Source organism: Alteromonas sp. ABV4_150, assembly GCF_056311745.1.
Genome location: NZ_CM149971.1, coordinates 2,550,195 through 2,566,972 on the forward strand (window position 1 = coordinate 2,550,195; position 16,778 = coordinate 2,566,972).

A 16,778-nucleotide genomic window follows, 5' to 3' on the forward strand; every position below is an offset into this window, starting at 1 on the left:
GATGTTTTTCGCGCGATATAAGAAGCGAGCCCATGCCTTTTATTTATTCGTGGGCTTTCTTTTTGTTCTAGTTGGGACAGGTGCGTGCACAAAAGCCCCAACGCCCTATGAGTGGAATTTACCTAATAATATTCCCGCGCCTACGGTACCAGCCGATAACCCGATGACTGTAGAAAGCGTTAAATTGGGAAAGAAGTTGTTTTTTGATACCGCGTTGAGCGCCAACAATACGACGTCTTGTAGCAGCTGTCACCATCCTGAAAAAGCGTTTGCAGAACCTAAAGCCAAGTCTGTTGGTGCGCATGGTGACGCGCTTAATCGCAACGCATTAGCCTTGGTCAACGTAGCGTACAACGCTTCATTTACTTGGGCACATAACGGTTTAGACCGTATTGAAAAACAGCTATTGATTCCGCTTTTCAATGAGCACCCTGTAGAAATGGGAGTAACCGGAAACGAAGATGCAATATTGGAGCGTCTTAAGCGTGGTGACTACCCGGAACTGTTTTCTGCTGCGTATGGTGAACAAACCCCCAGCTTTAATAATGTCATCAAGGCACTGGCAAGTTATGTAAGAAGTCTTATTTCGTTCAGTAGTGCATTTGATGCTTACGCCTATGCTCAAGATGACGAAGCGTTAACTGCACAGCAGCTTAAAGGCTTAAATTTGTTTTTTTCTGAGCGCACCGAATGTTTTCACTGTCACGGTGGTCTCAACTTTACACAATCCTCAAAGCATAGTTTTCAGCCTTTCGGTGCCCAACCTTTTCACAACACTGGCTTGTATAACGTGGATGGGATGGGAGGCTATCCAAAATCGGACATGGGCCTGTATAGCGTGACGCATAACAAACAAGATATGGGAAAGTTTAGAGCACCTACTTTGCGTAATATCGCGCTAACTGCGCCGTATATGCATGATGGAAGTATAGCTACCCTAGAGGAAGTGATAGATTTTTATGCCCGAGGCGGAAACCATGCGGGAAGTCACAATGCCTATCGCAGTCCGTTCATTAAAAGCTTTAGTATTTCGAAAGAAGAAAGAGCTGCCCTTGTGGCTTTCTTACAAAGCTTAACTGACGAAAAATTTGTAGAAATGCACGCATCAAGCAAAAATTAGCGATTTGTTGCTTACTTTATGAGTTTTATGTTTATACTTTGCACACATGTATCAACCAAATGCTTATGTGCTGTTTGTTAACATCGTGATAGAATCAAGTTTCACATTCTATGTTAATAATTAAAAAAAAGCAGGTAAGCGGTCGCGGAGATGAGAATGACTGAAAAACCCTTCATAACAAGTGGTCGAAACACCATCATTCATAAAATTAGAAAGTTAGATTTGTTGGTTATTAATGGCGATGATAACCCGCCAATCTTAGTAACCTATAAAGGCATTAAGCAGTATGAAGGCAAGGTGCCTGAAAATAAACGCGATGCCAAAATGATGGATATGGAACTGGTTGATGTAACTACTAGCGACGTTTTTGGCGACGAAAAAACACTAGTGTTCATCCAAACGCTAAACGGAAAAGAATACAAGATTGACTACTCGAAAATTGGTACGGGCATGTTTATCAAAATTCACCAAGACAGTATTTTCTAAAAGTAGGCCTACCTGTGTCAGGCAAACGAGCTTTTAGCTATGTGGGGTTGGGTAATCTGACCCCAATCTTTTGGCTCTTAAGAGTTAACACCTGTTTCCACCCCTGGTGACTCCATTTCTTCCGCTACCCACTCTAATTTCCTAACTGTTGCAAAGTGTGTCTTAACTACGATTAATAACAGTTTGAACCGATAGTTAAACCTCATCTTTTGTGCACTTATCGCTACAACTCAGGTAACCGTATTTTAACGCTTTTGTAGCGTGAATATCATAAAACCCAACTAGTTTATTGGTGCGGCGACAAGCAGAGGTCGTCACCGCGTTGCCTAATACTATCAGAGGAAATTGTTATGTTTACGTTACGCCGTGTTACCCAAATTGCTTTACTAGGAACCACCCTTTCTTTAACTGCTACTGCTGCACATGCTGGCTATTACCCCGCCGAACTAGAAGGCAACTTAGTTGCTGTGTGTAAAGCGATTAAAAGCGATAGCCGCTTAAAACTGCATCGCGCGGTAAAAGCAACAGGCTTAAATATGAGAGTCCTTCACGAGGGCTTAGTGTGTAATGGTCAAGATATGCTGACTTTTGCGGCTACTCATAACGCGTCTGAAACTGCTCAGCATATTGCACGCCGCATTAATGCAAGCCCAAGCGTACTGACCGCTAAGCGCTAGTCAATGCTTTGCCCTGGAGTTAGGGCTATGTAATGCGTAGCCCTTTTTACCCTTCTTCGTAATTCACTTTCTTTTGGCCGCTGTGAAATAGAGTGCCAAGAAAGACATAACCGTTATTTAATTGCAAAGGAGCGCAGATGATCTCATTAGTGTTCTTACAATCTGCATCTAAGCAAGACTCACTTTGCAAAATATTGAGGAAACTAAACCTGTTTAGCCATGTGTATGGAGCTGAGTCAGTGGGCCACTGTTTGGCTTTGGCTGAAAAGTACCCTCAAACAATCGGCTTCTATTCGGCTTCAAAGTCATGTCGTAATATCGCTTCGAAGTATTGGTTAGCAGTGGGCGACAAGGATGAAGAGGCGCTTCTTGCTTTTTCGCACAATGCATCTGGTTTTATTAAAACGCCTTTTGAAGAAGACCAGTTAATAGACGCTATCGGATACGTTAAAAACAAATTTGGTTACTTTGAACGTGATGTTCAATTCAATGCAATGCTACAAGGGCTGTGCAAACAATATGGTGTATCTAAGCCCGCGTTGTTAGCAACATTACGCAATCAGTTAAGCAAAAGTTCTAGGCCTAACGTGGTTGGTGTTCGAACTGATAATGGGTGGTGTTGCTTAAACCCCATTGATATTAAATGGATAGAAGCGGCTGGGGATTACATGTGCGTGCAAACACTGTCTGAAAGTTATGTGGTTCGCACAACGATGTGTGAATTAATTAAGAGACTTGGCGAGCACCATTTCAAGCGCTGTAGTCGTTCAGTTGCAGTAAATGCAAAATATGTTGCGCATGTAGAGCAAAGGCTAAGTCAGCAAAGAGTGGTTATGCAAGGTGGCGAAATCTTTAAAGTAACTCATAAATATTACTATCAGTTTTGGCATGCAGAGGGCCATTAAATACTAAGGAAGATCATACGACTATGGTCCTGCTGGTGCTCGAACTCGCTAATCGTTACACTTAGTGCTGAATTCTTTAAAGCAAGGATAGAAAGTGCGAGATGTGAGTGGCACGATAGTGGGGGCCATAGTGGTTTTCGCAGCGTATTATGCTGGGCTTTTCGCCGTAACCGTTTTGGATTTACCTATTCCGGGGCCATTGGTCGGCCTTTGTCTGCTGCTTGGTATGCTTTTCATTTCTCCTAAGCTGGAAGTACCTACGGCTCTGTTTGTTACCTTTCCCTTGAAGCATATGTCACTATTTTTCGTTCCCGCCGTACTTGGTGTGTCTATTTATTGGGATGATATTCAGGCCAATGCGCTGGCAATCGCCATAGCTATTATCCTTACTACAGCATTGAGCTTAGGTATCACGGCTTGGTTCGCGCAAAAACTGTTTTGCAGCAAATTGAATAAACCTTCAAGTACTTCACAAGCGGGTGGAAAATTTGAATGATTGATGCTTTAAATCAAACATTTAGCTTGAGTAGTTTGTTGTGGCTCTGCATTTCAGTTGTCGGTTACATTATCGCGCTATGGGTTAATAAAAAATGTAACGGTCACCCAATCGCGCACCCCATTATTTTTACGGCTGCTTTTGTCTCTTTACTCCTTTATTTGACTAATACCGAAGTCAATGAATATCAGCACTCGGCATCATTACTTCACTGGTTATTAGGGCCTGTGACTGTTGCGCTCGCGTTACCAATTTATCGACAATGGCAAAATTTAAAGCACTACGGATGGAGGTTAATATTAAGTATTGGCTTTGGTGGAATATTTGCGCCTATTACCGCATGGTTCACGTTGTTTACGTTAGACGCGCCGTCGGCCTTAAAAATGACCATGTTGGCTAAATCTATTACCACGCCTTTAGCGATGGAAGCCAGCGCTCACATTGGCGGAATTCCTGCGCTAGCAGCCGTTTTTGTTATCACTACAGGTATCGTGGGCGCTATTGTGGCAACCGGAGCCTTTTCTGTATTAAACGTGCGAAATCGACAGGCACAAGGCATTGCTTTAGGTACTGTTGCCCATGCTATTGGGACTGCTAAATCTATCCATATGGGGGAAGATGTCGCCGCTATGGCTACCCTCGGGCTTTGCGTGAATGGAATATTCACTGCTTTGGTGTTGCCTCTGGTATTTGGCGTATTTCTTTAAACCTACTGCCGAAGGCTTGCTACTCTTTACCATATTGTAAGTCGGTAGTTTAATGTGAAAGGCGCTGGCAAAATTCCCCAAAAGTGCTATTTCTTAGTGAGGTGTTTCGTATCACCATATACAGACTATCAGTTTAAAAAGTCGATAGAGTAGCACCACCCACTGTAACCGAAGCAAAATCAATACTTCAGTTCACAGTAGTTGTGCCGATACAATTGAAATTACTAGAAAATAACAGCGGCAGCTGGTTGGAAAAGCTAGGTGGTAAAAGAACTTAATGTTTTCAGTACTCGTATGTGACGACTCGTTAGTTGCGCGCAAGCAAGTGGCTAAGTGCCTCCCTCAAGACTGGGAAGTAGCCGTGCACTTTGCGAAGAATGGCCAAGATGCTTTATCTGCGCTCGCCGATGGTAAAGGGGATCTTTTACTCTTAGATCTAAACATGCCTGTTCTTGATGGATACGGCACGCTAGAAGCAATCCAACAGCGTGGTCTTAAAACTAAGGTTATTGTAGTGTCTGGTGACATACAGCCAGAAGCGCATGAAAGAGTGACGTCGCTGGGGGCGCTGGACTTTATCCGCAAGCCTGTAGACCCGAAGAAGCTCGCTGAGGTTCTTGATAAATATAATATTCTTCATGCCGAGGACGAAGAGCCAGAAGATATTACGCCACTTGACCCTGATATTCGCGATTGCTACCAAGAAATTACCAATATAGCGATGGGACAAGCGGGAGACCACCTCGCGCGAACCATGGATGTATTCGTTGAGCTCCCCATACCTAACGTAAATCTCATTGAAGTTTCAGAGCTTCATATGATGCTTTCTGATATTGAAAGCCACGAACAAGTTACCGCGGTTTGCCAAGGCTTTTTGGGGCCGGGTGTCAGTGGGGAGGCACTGTGCATTTTGAGCGACTCTAGCTTTGATGATGTTGCCAAGATCCTAAACGTTGAAGGTGAAGTCGATGACCAACTTCAGCTAGAGCTGCTAATGGATGCGGCAAGTATTCTGATTGGAACCTGTCTAACTGGCTTAGCAAATCAAATGGATATTAACTTCAGCCAGGGGCACCCAATTGTGCTTGGTCAGCACCGCGCAATTACTGAAATTATTAGCATGAACCAAATCAAGTGGAAGCGGACGTTAGCAATTGAACTCAGCTATGGGCTCGAAGGCTACAACGTTCAGTGCGACTTGATTCTACTGTTCACGGAAGAGTCCATGAAAATGATGAATTCAAAGCTTGCCCACTTGTTGGAGGATTTCTAATGAGCCAGCATTTAGATGAGTTACAAGAGTTCCATTGGATGATGGACATGCTACAAACGGTAGATGTTGGGATCGTTGTACTTGACCGCAACTTTACCGTACAGGTATGGAATGGCTTTATGGAAAGTCATAGTGGGCTCTTGCCGAGCGAAGTAAGAGACAAAACGTTATTTTCGCTTTTCCCTTCAATTAAGCAAGACTGGTTTATGAAAAAAGCTAAGCCTGTCTTCGACTTAAAAACGCGCGCTTTCATGACCTGGGAGCAGCGTCCGTATTTATTCAAGTTTCCTAACTACCGGCCGATTACAGGTAGTGAGTCATTTATGTATCAAAACATCACGCTATCTCCACTTACCTCAGCAACAGGAAAGGTGGACTTTATAAGCATGATGATTTACGACATGACTGATGTGGCGGTAGGTAAAAAGCAGCTCGAGGCACTGCAAGTTACGATGTCCGAAGAACAAGAAGCGCGATTAGTCGCGAGTAAATTGAAACACACCTTATCTTAACCGCTACGTAACGCAGCAGAGGCTAATAGCCACTTTGCAATTTCATCTACATTGAGTTTTTCACGCACTGCGCCTGAGGTTTTAGCATCAAGTGTAGCGGGAGTATGTATGCAATTAATCAAGTCTTCATTTTTAGATTACCTTCCACGAACAGTGGTTAGAGGGCTAGCCATTGTTGGCGGCGTATTTATTCTTGCTGCCTGCGGTGGTGGCGGAGATGGTGACTCAACTGGTGGGGAAACGGGCAACGGCAATTTAGTAATAAATGCGGGCCCCGATGCTACAGTCACAGAAGGCGTAACGTACTCGCTAAGCGCTGAGGTGAGCGGAGGCGATGGAGCTTACACTTATAACTGGAGTGCGTCTCCTTCGTTATCGATTACTCATGAAGATACGAGCTCTTCTGCTGCAAGCTTTGTAGCGCCGGTAGTAGAGAATGCTACTGAATACATGTTGACCGTATCGGTTAATGATCAAAGCGGTAATACAGCAGATGACTTTACTATCATCACGGTTGCGCCCGTGAACATTGCTCCTGTAGCCAGTATCAATGTTCCACAGTGGGATAATTTGCCGGAAAATACATTCCCTGGCGGAGTGGAAATTATTTTTGATGGCACCGAAAGCAGTGACGCAGATTCCACTGCCATAGAAGGCGAAATCGCTGATTACGAGTGGACGCAAACCAGCGGTAGCAACGTAATAACGGGGGTGGAAACTAATCTTTCTACTTTGACCATAGTAACGCCCATTGCCAACGAAGCTCAGCAGCTTACCTTTCAGTTGGAAGTAACCGACAGCGAAGGCGCTACTGACATTGGTGCCGTTACAATTTCAGTCCAATCGGAAACTGAAACCTTGCCAGTTGTTGATGCGGGGTTTTCGCAGGGTGTTTTCAGTGGCGAAGTAGTTATTTTAGAAGGCGAGGCCAGTACCAGTATTCCTAGCGCTTCACCGCTTATTTATTCTTGGGAGCGCAGCAACAATGTTTCTTCGAGCAGTGGGGCTACTACTGGCGCGGCTAACCGTCCTGTAGATGACAGCGATGCACTATCCACATTTGCCATAGCACCTTCGGTATCGTCTTCTACTGTTGTGGCCTATACCCTCACTGTGACTGATGCCAACGGTAATAGCGTTGAAGATACAATTAACGTAAATGTGCGCCCAATGCCTACGCCGCTTTTAAACGACACTGGCTTTTTAAAGCAAGCGACCAGTAACGCATTAACCGAAGCCCAGCAAAACGACTTTCCTGGGCAGGACGGGCAACGTGGCGCTGATATTATTGAGCAAAACGGTTTAACAGAAAAAGCAGGGCGGGGTAAAGCTGGGTTTGACTTCACGCGCTTAAACGCTAACGGTGATGAGCAAGATGCTAGTGCTGATACGTGGTCATGCGTTCGCGATAACGTAACCGGGCTAGTATGGGAAGTGAAAACTGACGACGGCGCATTTCAAGATAAGGATTATACGTACTCGTGGTATAGCGAAGAAGTAAACGGTGGGTTTGAAGGTGATGAGACGGGGGCAAACGCCACCTGTTTATTAACTAACTGCAATACGTCTGCATATGTTGAAGCAGTGAATTCGCAAGGCTTATGTGGCTTTTATGACTGGCGTTTACCTACTCACCATGAACTGTTTTCTTTAATGCATTTAGGCATTGCCGATGATGTTGCCATTGATGAAGATTATTTCCCTAATACAGGCGCAATCTCAACCGAACCGCTTTGGTATTGGACATCCGTGCCCAGTGCTGACGGGGTAAATAGCGACGACGCACAAAATGCATGGGCGTTAGATTTTGACTCAGGCGTCGACAACTTTCTTAATAAGTCGACGGCCGGACGTGTTCGTTTAGTAAGAGCAGGGAGATAGTCATGAGTAAACCAATCAATACAATCACCGATAAAGTGATGAAGAAAACAATGTTAACTTCACTCAATCTGCTCGCTGCATCTGCACTGATTTTAGGAGTGTCTGTAACAGCTCATGCCCAAGAATGTTTATCAGATGGACTAGAAACTACGCCAAACGATAATTTTGAAGCGGTTACCACTAGTACTCTGCTGGATACCACCACAGACTTGGTGTGGAGGCGTTGTTCGGAAGGACAAACGTGGGATGGTTCTACGTGCAGCGGCGAAGCGGTTAAATATACGTGGCAGCAAGCCTTGCAACTTGCGCAGCAAGCAAGCGACAATGACCTGTTGGGGTGGCGCTTACCTAACGTCAAAGAGTTGGCAACCATAACAGAGCGCGACTGTGTGCGACCCGCAATTAACAGCTCACTTTTTCCGGCAACGCCACCGGATGACTTTTGGACATCTACGCCTTCAGCGGACGATCCAGACAGAACCTGGGTTGTTGCGTTCTTCAACGCTAGTCACTCTATAAAAGAAAAAGACCGCTTCATCTACGTACGTTTGGTGCGTACCTATACCAATGAATAGGCGTAGAAAAATCCACCCCCTTTCTTATTAGTCTTTCGTCTAATATCCGGACCTGAGACTTTTTATCAATAAAGCACGCTCTATAATGCGTGCTTCGTTGTTTTTGGTTTGAATGTTAAGAGTCTAGATATTTATCGTTTTCATTAATGACCCATTTGCGTGTTGCGTAAATTGATCATCTCGACATGTTCAACCTGATTTTTAGCACGTTAGACTCATGATGGCTTTTTATTTCTTAGTAAGCTAGCCACAATGATGGTATGAAAATGATATCGCGCCTTAAGGCTTTTCTTTTTACAATTTTTTTATTCGCTGGGCTTAGTACAACGGCTCAAGCCGAATATACCTGCAATATAGATTTTGCCTACGGTATTGCCGTTAATGACGCGCAATTGCGCGTAATGGATAAAACTCGTACCGTGGTTCAAATTAACGACCAAAAACAGCTTTTTATAGGCGGGCGTTGGCAGACACTAAGCGAACAGGAAAAGCAGTGGCTTAACGAGTATTCTTCAGGCTTACACTATGTGGTTCCGAAAATGATTGTTCTGGCAACTGAAGGTGTGGACTTGGCTATTGATACCATTGAGCATGTTTACCTAGGCTTAGTAGGCAGTGACCACGATAGCTATGAACGTTTAAACGCTGCTATGAAGCGCGTTCAAAATCGGGTGAAAGATAAATTTAGACATGCTAGTAATCATTACTTTATCGGCCCCGGGTCGCTGGAAAGCGTGGACGAATTTGTCGATAGTGAAATTGAAGCTCAGCTTGAGGAAGCTATTTCGACCTCTGTTGGCGGTATATTGTCTGCAATCAGTGGTATTAATACCGGAAGCGGAGAGGTAAACCAAGAGAAAGTGGCGGAAATTACTCGTCAGTTAAACAATGTCGGTGAGCACTTAGATGTAGGTGATAAAGCTACCACCTTGCGTAAAAAAGCAGAGTGGTTTTGTGAAAAACTTAAACGCCTAGACGTAGCGGAGGAGAACCTTCGAGCAAGTGTGCCTGCTTTCAAGCCTTACAATATCATTACTCGTCATGACGAAAGCGAAAACTAGACGCAGTTAGAAGAGTAATACTGTCTATTAAAAACTGATTAGAATAATAAAGCCTGCGCGAGCAGGCTTTTTCGTTCTAAGTCCTCATAGAAACCAGGAAAGCAAAGAGCTTAAAAGAGCGGGTTTAAACGAAGCACGACAGTAGGGAGTTAAGGTATCTTCGCCCTTTAGCAGTTACCTGCCAGTGACTATCTGAAATAGAAAGCAGCCCCTGGTGATGAGCATCAGACAATGCGCGCTTAACGTCATCCGTTAACTCAGTACCTGTAAAGTCACTAAAGTCACTCATCGGGCAAGGCTCAACTAAGCGAAACCTGTTCATAAAGAATTCAAACGGCAGATCGTCTGCACTAACCAGCGTTTGCGTATCTAAATACGGTCGGCTCATTTCCATATAGCCTCTTGGATGCTTCACTTTGACGGTACGATGAATGGTGCCGTTAGCGGCATCAGTAATCTTCCCGTGTGCACCACAGCCAATACCTAAGTAATCGCCAAAGCGCCAGTAATTAAGGTTATGGCGGCATTGGTGCCCCGCTTTGGCGTAGCCTGAAATTTCGTACTGGTGATAGCCTGCACGCTCTAGGAGGCTGTGGCCTTTTTCCTGTATTTCCCACAGAATGTCGTCGTCAGGTAGCTCTGGCGGCTTGGAATAAAAAGGCGTGTTTGGCTCGATAGTCAGCTGATACCACGACAGGTGATAGGGATTTAACTCAATACCTTGCTTTAGATCTGCCATGGCATTGTCGACGCTTTGTTCCGGCAATCCATGCATAAGATCTAAATTAAATGTAGGTAGCCCCGCGCTGTGCGCTTGTTTCACCGCATTTTCGGCTTGGCTTTCATTATGAATACGGCCTAGCACCTTTAAATGCTTAGGCTGAAAGCTTTGAATGCCCACCGATATACGGTTTACGCCTGCCTGATAAAAGCCCGCAAACTTACCTGCCTCAACGGTACCCGGATTGGCTTCCATGGTAATTTCAGCTGTATCGCTTAGGTTAACTCGCTGTTTAACGCCGTTTAAAATGTCAGCCATGGCTTCGCTTGAAAACAAACTGGGCGTGCCTCCGCCTATAAAGATTGTCTCGACAGGGCGGTCGCCAATGCGTTTGGCATCAATGGCTAAATCGTCCAGTAGATGCGCCACATACTCTTTTTCGGGCAAGTCAGACTTAAGCCCGTGAGAGTTGAAATCACAGTACGGACACTTTTGAACACACCAAGGAATGTGTATATAAAGGCTAAGCGGTGGATTACGCAAAAGTCGCTCTCATATTATCAAGCAAAATCGCTAGGGCGTTGCCGCGATGGCTAATGCGGTTCTTTTCGGCTTTTTCCAATTCTGCCGCAGTGCAGCCATGAGTTGGCACGTGAAAAACTGGGTCGTAACCAAAACCGTCGTTACCAGAGCGAGCAGTTAAGATTTCACCTTTCCATTTGCCTTGGCTAACCAAGGGTACTGGGTCATCTGCATGGCGCATAAACACCAAGGTACAAAAGAAGTGCGCTTTACGCTGGCTCTCGCCATCAAGGGCAGCTAATAGCTTGTCGATATTGGTATCATCAGTTGCATCAGCGCCAGCATAGCGGGCTGAATAGATACCGGGCGCACCGCCAAGGGCGTCAACCACTAAGCCTGAGTCGTCAGCAATAGCAGGAAGGCCTGTTACTTGTGCCGCATGACGCGCTTTAATAATGGCATTTTCAACGAATGTTGTGCCTGTTTCAGGCACATCAGATACACCTAATTCTTTTTGCGCCACAACGTCTACGCCGTAGTCTGCAAACAAGGATGCAAACTCACGTACTTTGCCTTGGTTTCCTGTGGCTAAAACAATCTTTTCTGGGAATTTCATTGTGCCAGACTCCTCGTTCTTTCTTTGTTCCTGAAATAAGCTCGAATACATTAAACGAGTACATAAGGTTATTCAGGACGGAGGTTGGGAGCGGTTTGAGCAAACCCTCTGCCGCAGGGATGCGGCAGCGGAGCGCACATGGATGTGTTTACCGCGTGTTTGCGAAAGCCACTCCCAACCTTCGGCCTTCGCATCACTCACCCTCAACGTGCTCAAGCTTTACTTTTTCTTTTTAGGCTTAGCTTTTGCCTTGGCTTTATCTTTGGCCTTTACTTTTTTCTTTTTCGGGCCAATTTTAGGTGTTTTGTTTTTAGGGCGAAGCTCGTCAATGACGCGAGCTTTAAGCGGTTCGCCCATGTAACGTGCGGTTTTGGCTACCATGTCAAAATCGTGGGCCTCAACCAAAGATATTGCCGTACCTTTGGCGCCAGCGCGGCCGGTTCTGCCAATGCGGTGAACGTATATGTCAGCTTTGCGCGGCATGTCGAAGTTAATAACGTGGCTTACATTAGGCACATCAATACCACGGGCAGCAACGTCAGTTGCCAATAAGATAGGAACTTCACCGCTTTTAAAGCGAGCCATGGCTGCATTACGCTTGTCTTGTGGCATTTCGCCCTGTAGCCAACACACTGGAATGTCTTTAGATGCTAGGAAATCTTTTAGCATCTGTAAGCGGTCGCGAGTTTTAACAAAAACAACGGCAGATGTAGTCGTATCTTGCTTTAAGATATTTACCAGCAAAGCCTGCTTGTGATTCATATCGTCAGCAAGATGATACCATTGATGAATTTTGTTCTTTTCTTTGCGCGACGGATTAGCTTCAACTACTTCAGGGTTGTTAAGAATGTCGTGGGCAAATGTCTTAACGCCTTTGCCTTCAAGCGTGGCAGAGAACAATAGGTTTTGCTTGCGCCAGCGCGCTTCGGCAGCAATTTGGTTAACTACCGTTGAGAAACCCATATCCAACATGCGATCAGCTTCATCAAGGATCAAACACTCGATATCACGGCAATCTGCGGCTTCTTTTTCGATATGCTCAAGCAAGCGACCTGGTGTAGCCACAAGAATATCAAGATTCTTGCTTAAGGTTTCTTTATCGGTACCGTAGTTAATACCGCCGGTTATTACGCCGCACACAATTTGTGTATGCTTTGTTATGGCCAGGGCTTGTTCATAAACCTGTAGCGCTAACTCGCGGGTAGGCGTTAGGATCAAAATACGTGTAGCACCAGGCTGTCTGCGCGGATAATCAAGTAAAAACTGGCATGCAGGCAATAAGAAAGCGGCTGTTTTACCAGTACCTGTAGGAGCAGAGGCCAAGATATCTCGTCCATCCAACGCATGCGGGATAACCAGTTCTTGAATGCTAGTTGGAGTTTCAAACCCCATATCGGCAGCTGCGTGACACAGTGCTTCGTCTAATTCGAGTTCTTCGAAAGTCATAGTATAAAAAACGCTCTAAATGAATGGGGCGTATTGTAGCATTGCTATACCAAAACATTGAGAAAAACTGGCGTTAAATTCGCACACCGTAGGTAAATACACATTGTGGTTTGAGGTTACCTAAAAAATCAGAGAAAGAGGACATCTAATCTAATCAGTAATTGAGGCAATAGCGGATAGCTTTGCCCGGTTAAGCGCGTCTTTTATCTCAGGGCCTTTAACGCCCGTGGCAATGATATCTTGCACGTTCACTTGGTTGGCGGCGGCTAACGCATTTTCAATGCGTTTTTGTTGGTGTTGCCAATCTACGCCCTTGTTATGAGCATAAGGCGCAAAAGCGCTAAGTAATAATGTGAAACGTTCCTCTCTTCTCCACGCATCACAGCCATTGAACAGGGCAAGTAAATCGGCGGGCGAGTTCTGCGCGTTCAAAAGAAAGCCTTTGAATTTACAGGCAAGGCTGACGATTTCACTAATTTGGTTTTGCACTTTGAGCCGACTGCATAACTGTTTTGCTTCTTCCTCACTGAGGTGAGTGAGCAGGGCAGTAAACCTTGTTATCAGCCTAGAGGTTTCTGAATCGTTGCTTTCAGATAATGGGGTTTCTGACCCCGTGTCTTTAACAACGCTTTCGTTTTCAGCCTTTTCTAGGTCTACCGCCGTTTTTAACGTTTCCAGAGCAGTATCTATGTTTCTTTCAAGCTCAGTAAACCAGTCATTAAGGCCATGGGCTTGGTTTAATACAGTGAAAAAAACATACGGTGTTTTCTCTAAAAGACTGCGCTTTGTTTCTTGCCATACCCGCTCTGCACTTAGGGTGCTTAGCTCGCCGCTTTGCGCCATAGACTGCATAAGAGCCATGGTTTCAGTGGCGATAGTAAATCCCAAATAAGCATAGCGGGTGGCAAACCGAGCAACGCGAAATACGCGTAAAGGGTCTTCACTAAAGGCTTCAGATACGTGGCGAAGTAGGCGGTTTTCTAAATCTTTTTTACCACCATAGGGGTCGATAAGGTTTCCAAGGTTGTCTTGCGCTATCGCGTTAACGGTAAGGTCCCTGCGTAATAAATCTTCTTCTAACGTGACCGAGCTTGACGCATCGCACACAAAACCCGTGTAACCTTTTCCTGACTTACGTTCTGTACGTGCAAGTGCGTATTCTTCCTGTGTTTTAGGGTGTAAAAAAACAGGGAAGTCTTTGCCTACTTGGGTAAAACCCTGGCTGAGCATTTCTTCTGGCGTGGCGCCCACCACGACATAGTCGCGTTCAACAACTTTTCTGTTTAACAGTGCGTCACGCACTGCGCCACCAACGAGATATACTTGCATGCTCTTCCAACGATTTTTTAGTCAGTAATACTTTTTTAGATTGGGAATACATCGACTTTTGACGTGTAACGAAAATCAACCTTCCCAAGGTAACAGAGGCGCAGTATAGCAATGTTACAAATAAAATTCGTAGCCACATCGTTATGCGCTTTCACTTCAAGGTTGCGTCTGGTAGTTTAATCGTCGTTAAAAATTAAAACAGATAGGCGCTTCAGCAACCATGTATTTGAACTACTTCGGGTTAAATGACAATCCTTTTTCGATTGCGCCTAACCCCGATTATTTATATATGAGCCCAAGGCACAAAGAGGCTTTGGCCCATTTGACCTTTGGCCTCAGAGAAAGCGGTGGTTTCGTAATGCTCACCGGAGAAGTGGGCACGGGAAAAACAACGGTATCGAGAAAACTGTTGCAGCAGCTACCCGATAATACGCAGGTAGCCATGATTTTGAATCCTACCTTGTCCGCCCTTGAGCTATTAGCAACGGTTTGTGATGAGCTGGGCTTGGCTTATACACCTGAAAAAGCAAGCCTTAAGTACTTCACCGATTTGATTTTGTCTAAGTTAGCAGAGAATCATCAGTCAGGCATGAATACGGTACTAATGGTTGATGAAGCGCAGCATCTATTGCCCGAAGTACTAGAACAACTTCGTTTATTGACCAACCTAGAAACGAATCGTGAAAAGCTGTTAAAGGTGGTATTGATAGGTCAGCCTGAATTACAGCAGTTGTTAAAGCGTAACGAATTACGTCAGCTGGCTCAACGCATTACCGCTCGTTATCATCTGCTGCCCTTAACTGCGCCTGAAGTCAGTGCTTACATAGCACACCGCTTAAGCGTGGCTGAAGGTGATATCAGCATTTTCAGTAAGTCTACATTGCGCGCGGTGCATCAAATTACTGGTGGGATCCCAAGGGTAATTAATTTGCTGTGCGATCGGGCGTTAACCTTATCTTTTACTAAGCAGCATGCGGTTGTGCAAAAGCCTATATTCTTGGCCGCGGCAGAGCAAATTCTTGGTGAAGATGTTGTCAGTCAGCGCGTGCAAAGTCAGCGTAAATGGTATCTCGCATCGGCGTTTGTTTTGGCCATCATATTCGGCTACGGGTTAGGGAGTTTGTATGTCTAATATCGTCGCCATTGACAATTTAGTGCCCGGTATGGTGATTGTTCAAATTACCAAGCAAAATGGGCCAGTTAAAATTAGAAAGTCGGGTTTAGTGACCAGCGATGCTATGGTGCAGGGCTTGTCTGAAATGGGCGTGCAAGAGTTAGAAATAGACCCTGAGCAAACCGTTGAAATAGCGCCGGCAGTTCATCATAGAACACAGACCCAAGCTTTGCTTCGGGGCGAGCACGACACTACCGCCAAATTTGATAAATCCCTTAACGAGCAGTTTAATCGAAGCTTGTTTTTACCCACAGTAGAAGGGCTTCCGTCAGCATGGAAGCTTTACACCAAGCAAGTTGCCCTTTTTTCCGTCGTTATTCTTGGCGGTTTATGCATTGGCTTTTCCGCCGCTACGGCAAAACGCTGGTGGCCAATGTTAACAGCACCCGCTTCTGTACAGGTGGCAGACTCCGAAAGCTCAGTTTCACAGGCTGAAACAAGCGGAGGCGCTTCAGCGCTTACGACCACGCAAAGTAGTAATGAAGCACCAGGCACTTCAAGCAACAAAAGCGAACAGGTACCTTCTAGCATTCAGGGAAGTGGGCAAAGCGCAGGTTTAAATGAAACTGCTAACACAGCGGTAAATACCAACGTTAGTAACGGCGGTGCAGCTAAGCAAGGCACCCAAGCGAACGCTATGGTAAATAACCAGTCTGTTGGCAACTTAGCTGCAACGCAAAATACTGATTTAGGTGCAGTTCCAAATACAAACCCAAACACAACAGGTACTCAGAATCGCTACAATAATGAGGCTTCCCAACGTTCTGGCGCCGAGCCAAGTAGTGGATATGAGCGTAGCTCTTCAATGGATACAAGACAAACTGAGACTTCAGGGAATTATGAAGGGAAAGTATTAAATGAAGCTGCGTCTCCATCTGACGTATCCGTGTCACCAGAGCTCATGGCCCGTTTTAATGCTGCCGTTGAAGCGCTAGACTCAAAGGCACAAGATAATACACCCGCTGAAGAGCAAACAAGGGTGACGGTTAAAGACGAACTACCCCGTGTAGATCAGCTACCCGTTCGCTTGTTAACACGACTTCCTACCATGAACTTTAGCGCGCATATGTATGCGTCTCGTCCTGCCGATAGGTGGGTGAGAGTCAATGGCCGTCAAATAGGTGAGGGCGACTGGATTGCTGATAGAGTGCAGATCGTCAATATTGAAGCGCAACGTGTGGTGCTTGCTTTCGAAGATGAGATTTTTACTATGGCGGCGTTAACCGATTGGTAATTGCTATCTGTGAGCTCCAAAAAACACTAACAAGAAATACAAA

At 45.2% G+C, this 16,778-nt stretch carries 17 protein-coding genes; 13 read left to right on the plus strand and 4 right to left on the minus strand.

Features of this window, described 5'->3' with window-relative positions; genetic code table 11:
* The first annotated feature begins 1 nt into the window (after nt 1).
* The 11 genes from ACYX4M_RS11105 (at nt 2) to ACYX4M_RS11155 (ending at nt 9,693) form a co-directional block, all read left to right on the plus strand.
* Nucleotides 2–1,120, plus strand: a complete 1,119-nt coding sequence (locus tag ACYX4M_RS11105; RefSeq protein WP_476080157.1) for an MbnH family di-heme enzyme — start codon at nt 2–4, stop codon at nt 1,118–1,120.
* A 156-nt stretch (nt 1,121–1,276) separates the two neighbouring features.
* Nucleotides 1,277–1,606: a hypothetical protein gene (locus ACYX4M_RS11110; protein ID WP_334057245.1), complete on the plus strand. Its 330-nt coding sequence runs from the start codon at nt 1,277–1,279 to the stop codon at nt 1,604–1,606.
* A 350-nt stretch (nt 1,607–1,956) separates the two neighbouring features.
* A complete protein-coding gene (locus ACYX4M_RS11115) occupies nt 1,957–2,283 on the plus strand; it encodes a DUF3718 domain-containing protein (RefSeq protein ID WP_476080158.1) in 327 nt (108 codons plus the stop codon).
* A 137-nt stretch (nt 2,284–2,420) separates the two neighbouring features.
* Nucleotides 2,421–3,188 carry a LytR/AlgR family response regulator transcription factor gene (locus tag ACYX4M_RS11120; protein ID WP_476080159.1) on the plus strand — a complete coding sequence of 256 codons (768 nt, stop codon included), beginning with the start codon at nt 2,421–2,423 and terminating at the stop codon, nt 3,186–3,188.
* Between the two features lie 103 nt (nt 3,189–3,291).
* On the plus strand, nt 3,292–3,684 hold the full coding sequence (locus ACYX4M_RS11125; RefSeq protein WP_476080160.1) for a CidA/LrgA family protein: 393 nt from the start codon (nt 3,292–3,294) through the stop codon (nt 3,682–3,684).
* On the plus strand, nt 3,681–4,391 hold the full coding sequence (locus ACYX4M_RS11130) for an LrgB family protein (RefSeq protein ID WP_476080161.1): 711 nt from the start codon (nt 3,681–3,683) through the stop codon (nt 4,389–4,391). Before ACYX4M_RS11125 ends, ACYX4M_RS11130 begins: the two co-directional genes overlap by 4 nt.
* 277 nt (nt 4,392–4,668) lie before the next feature.
* The gene (locus ACYX4M_RS11135) at nt 4,669–5,664 is read left to right on the plus strand and encodes a response regulator (RefSeq protein WP_476080162.1); all 996 of its coding nucleotides are present in this window, start codon (nt 4,669–4,671) and stop codon (nt 5,662–5,664) included.
* A complete protein-coding gene (locus tag ACYX4M_RS11140; protein WP_476080163.1) occupies nt 5,664–6,176 on the plus strand; it encodes a PAS domain-containing protein in 513 nt (170 codons plus the stop codon). The genes ACYX4M_RS11135 and ACYX4M_RS11140 overlap by 1 nt, the downstream gene beginning before the upstream one ends.
* A gap of 108 nt (nt 6,177–6,284) precedes the next feature.
* Entirely contained in the window at nt 6,285–8,057 is a 1,773-nt protein-coding gene (locus ACYX4M_RS11145; RefSeq protein WP_476080164.1) for an Lcl C-terminal domain-containing protein, read from the plus strand.
* A gap of 2 nt (nt 8,058–8,059) precedes the next feature.
* Nucleotides 8,060–8,632: an Lcl C-terminal domain-containing protein gene (locus tag ACYX4M_RS11150; RefSeq protein ID WP_476080165.1), complete on the plus strand. Its 573-nt coding sequence runs from the start codon at nt 8,060–8,062 to the stop codon at nt 8,630–8,632.
* Nucleotides 8,633–8,898: 266 nt separating this feature from the next.
* Nucleotides 8,899–9,693, plus strand: coding sequence for a DUF2884 family protein (locus ACYX4M_RS11155; protein ID WP_476080166.1), 795 nt, complete (start codon nt 8,899–8,901; stop codon nt 9,691–9,693).
* A 124-nt stretch (nt 9,694–9,817) separates the two neighbouring features.
* Here ACYX4M_RS11155 and hemW read toward each other — a convergent pair whose 3' ends face one another.
* From hemW to ACYX4M_RS11175, 4 genes are all read right to left on the minus strand, one after another.
* Nucleotides 9,818–10,957, minus strand: coding sequence for a radical SAM family heme chaperone HemW (gene hemW / locus ACYX4M_RS11160; RefSeq protein ID WP_476080167.1), 1,140 nt, complete (start codon nt 10,955–10,957; stop codon nt 9,818–9,820).
* A complete protein-coding gene (locus ACYX4M_RS11165) occupies nt 10,950–11,552 on the minus strand; it encodes an XTP/dITP diphosphatase (RefSeq protein WP_476080168.1) in 603 nt (200 codons plus the stop codon). The genes hemW and ACYX4M_RS11165 overlap by 8 nt, the downstream gene beginning before the upstream one ends.
* Before the next feature lie 219 nt (nt 11,553–11,771).
* The gene (gene srmB, locus ACYX4M_RS11170) at nt 11,772–12,998 is read right to left on the minus strand and encodes an ATP-dependent RNA helicase SrmB (RefSeq protein ID WP_476080169.1); all 1,227 of its coding nucleotides are present in this window, start codon (nt 12,996–12,998) and stop codon (nt 11,772–11,774) included.
* Nucleotides 12,999–13,148: 150 nt separating this feature from the next.
* Nucleotides 13,149–14,327 (minus strand): tRNA nucleotidyltransferase/poly(A) polymerase-related protein, encoded by a 1,179-nt coding sequence (locus ACYX4M_RS11175; RefSeq protein WP_476080170.1) that lies wholly within the window; start codon nt 14,325–14,327, stop codon nt 13,149–13,151.
* 220 nt (nt 14,328–14,547) lie between these two features.
* Between ACYX4M_RS11175 and ACYX4M_RS11180 the strand changes: the two genes are divergently transcribed.
* Nucleotides 14,548–15,459: an ExeA family protein gene (locus ACYX4M_RS11180; protein WP_014948480.1), complete on the plus strand. Its 912-nt coding sequence runs from the start codon at nt 14,548–14,550 to the stop codon at nt 15,457–15,459.
* Entirely contained in the window at nt 15,452–16,735 is a 1,284-nt protein-coding gene (locus ACYX4M_RS11185) for a general secretion pathway protein GspB (protein WP_476080171.1), read from the plus strand. The genes ACYX4M_RS11180 and ACYX4M_RS11185 overlap by 8 nt, the downstream gene beginning before the upstream one ends.
* Nucleotides 16,736–16,778: the final 43 nt, after the last annotated feature.

What these genes read in the sequence shown, in the direction of transcription:
- ACYX4M_RS11140 (WP_476080163.1), top strand. Translation starts at nt 5,664, where the DNA reads ATGAGCCAGCATTTAGATGAGTTACAAGAGTTCCATTGGATGATGGAC.
- ACYX4M_RS11135 (WP_476080162.1), top strand. Translation starts at nt 4,669, where the DNA reads ATGTTTTCAGTACTCGTATGTGACGACTCGTTAGTTGCGCGCAAGCAA.
- ACYX4M_RS11110 (WP_334057245.1), top strand. Translation starts at nt 1,277, where the DNA reads ATGACTGAAAAACCCTTCATAACAAGTGGTCGAAACACCATCATTCAT.
- ACYX4M_RS11180 (WP_014948480.1), top strand. Translation starts at nt 14,548, where the DNA reads ATGTATTTGAACTACTTCGGGTTAAATGACAATCCTTTTTCGATTGCG.
- ACYX4M_RS11120 (WP_476080159.1), top strand. Translation starts at nt 2,421, where the DNA reads ATGATCTCATTAGTGTTCTTACAATCTGCATCTAAGCAAGACTCACTT.
- ACYX4M_RS11115 (WP_476080158.1), top strand. Translation starts at nt 1,957, where the DNA reads ATGTTTACGTTACGCCGTGTTACCCAAATTGCTTTACTAGGAACCACC.
- ACYX4M_RS11105 (WP_476080157.1), top strand. Translation starts at nt 2, where the DNA reads ATGTTTTTCGCGCGATATAAGAAGCGAGCCCATGCCTTTTATTTATTC.
- ACYX4M_RS11145 (WP_476080164.1), top strand. Translation starts at nt 6,285, where the DNA reads ATGCAATTAATCAAGTCTTCATTTTTAGATTACCTTCCACGAACAGTG.
- ACYX4M_RS11130 (WP_476080161.1), top strand. Translation starts at nt 3,681, where the DNA reads ATGATTGATGCTTTAAATCAAACATTTAGCTTGAGTAGTTTGTTGTGG.
- ACYX4M_RS11165 (WP_476080168.1), bottom strand. Translation starts at nt 11,552, where the DNA reads ATGAAATTCCCAGAAAAGATTGTTTTAGCCACAGGAAACCAAGGCAAA.
- ACYX4M_RS11150 (WP_476080165.1), top strand. Translation starts at nt 8,060, where the DNA reads ATGAGTAAACCAATCAATACAATCACCGATAAAGTGATGAAGAAAACA.
- ACYX4M_RS11155 (WP_476080166.1), top strand. Translation starts at nt 8,899, where the DNA reads ATGATATCGCGCCTTAAGGCTTTTCTTTTTACAATTTTTTTATTCGCT.
- ACYX4M_RS11175 (WP_476080170.1), bottom strand. Translation starts at nt 14,327, where the DNA reads ATGCAAGTATATCTCGTTGGTGGCGCAGTGCGTGACGCACTGTTAAAC.
- ACYX4M_RS11185 (WP_476080171.1), top strand. Translation starts at nt 15,452, where the DNA reads ATGTCTAATATCGTCGCCATTGACAATTTAGTGCCCGGTATGGTGATT.
- srmB (WP_476080169.1), bottom strand. Translation starts at nt 12,998, where the DNA reads ATGACTTTCGAAGAACTCGAATTAGACGAAGCACTGTGTCACGCAGCT.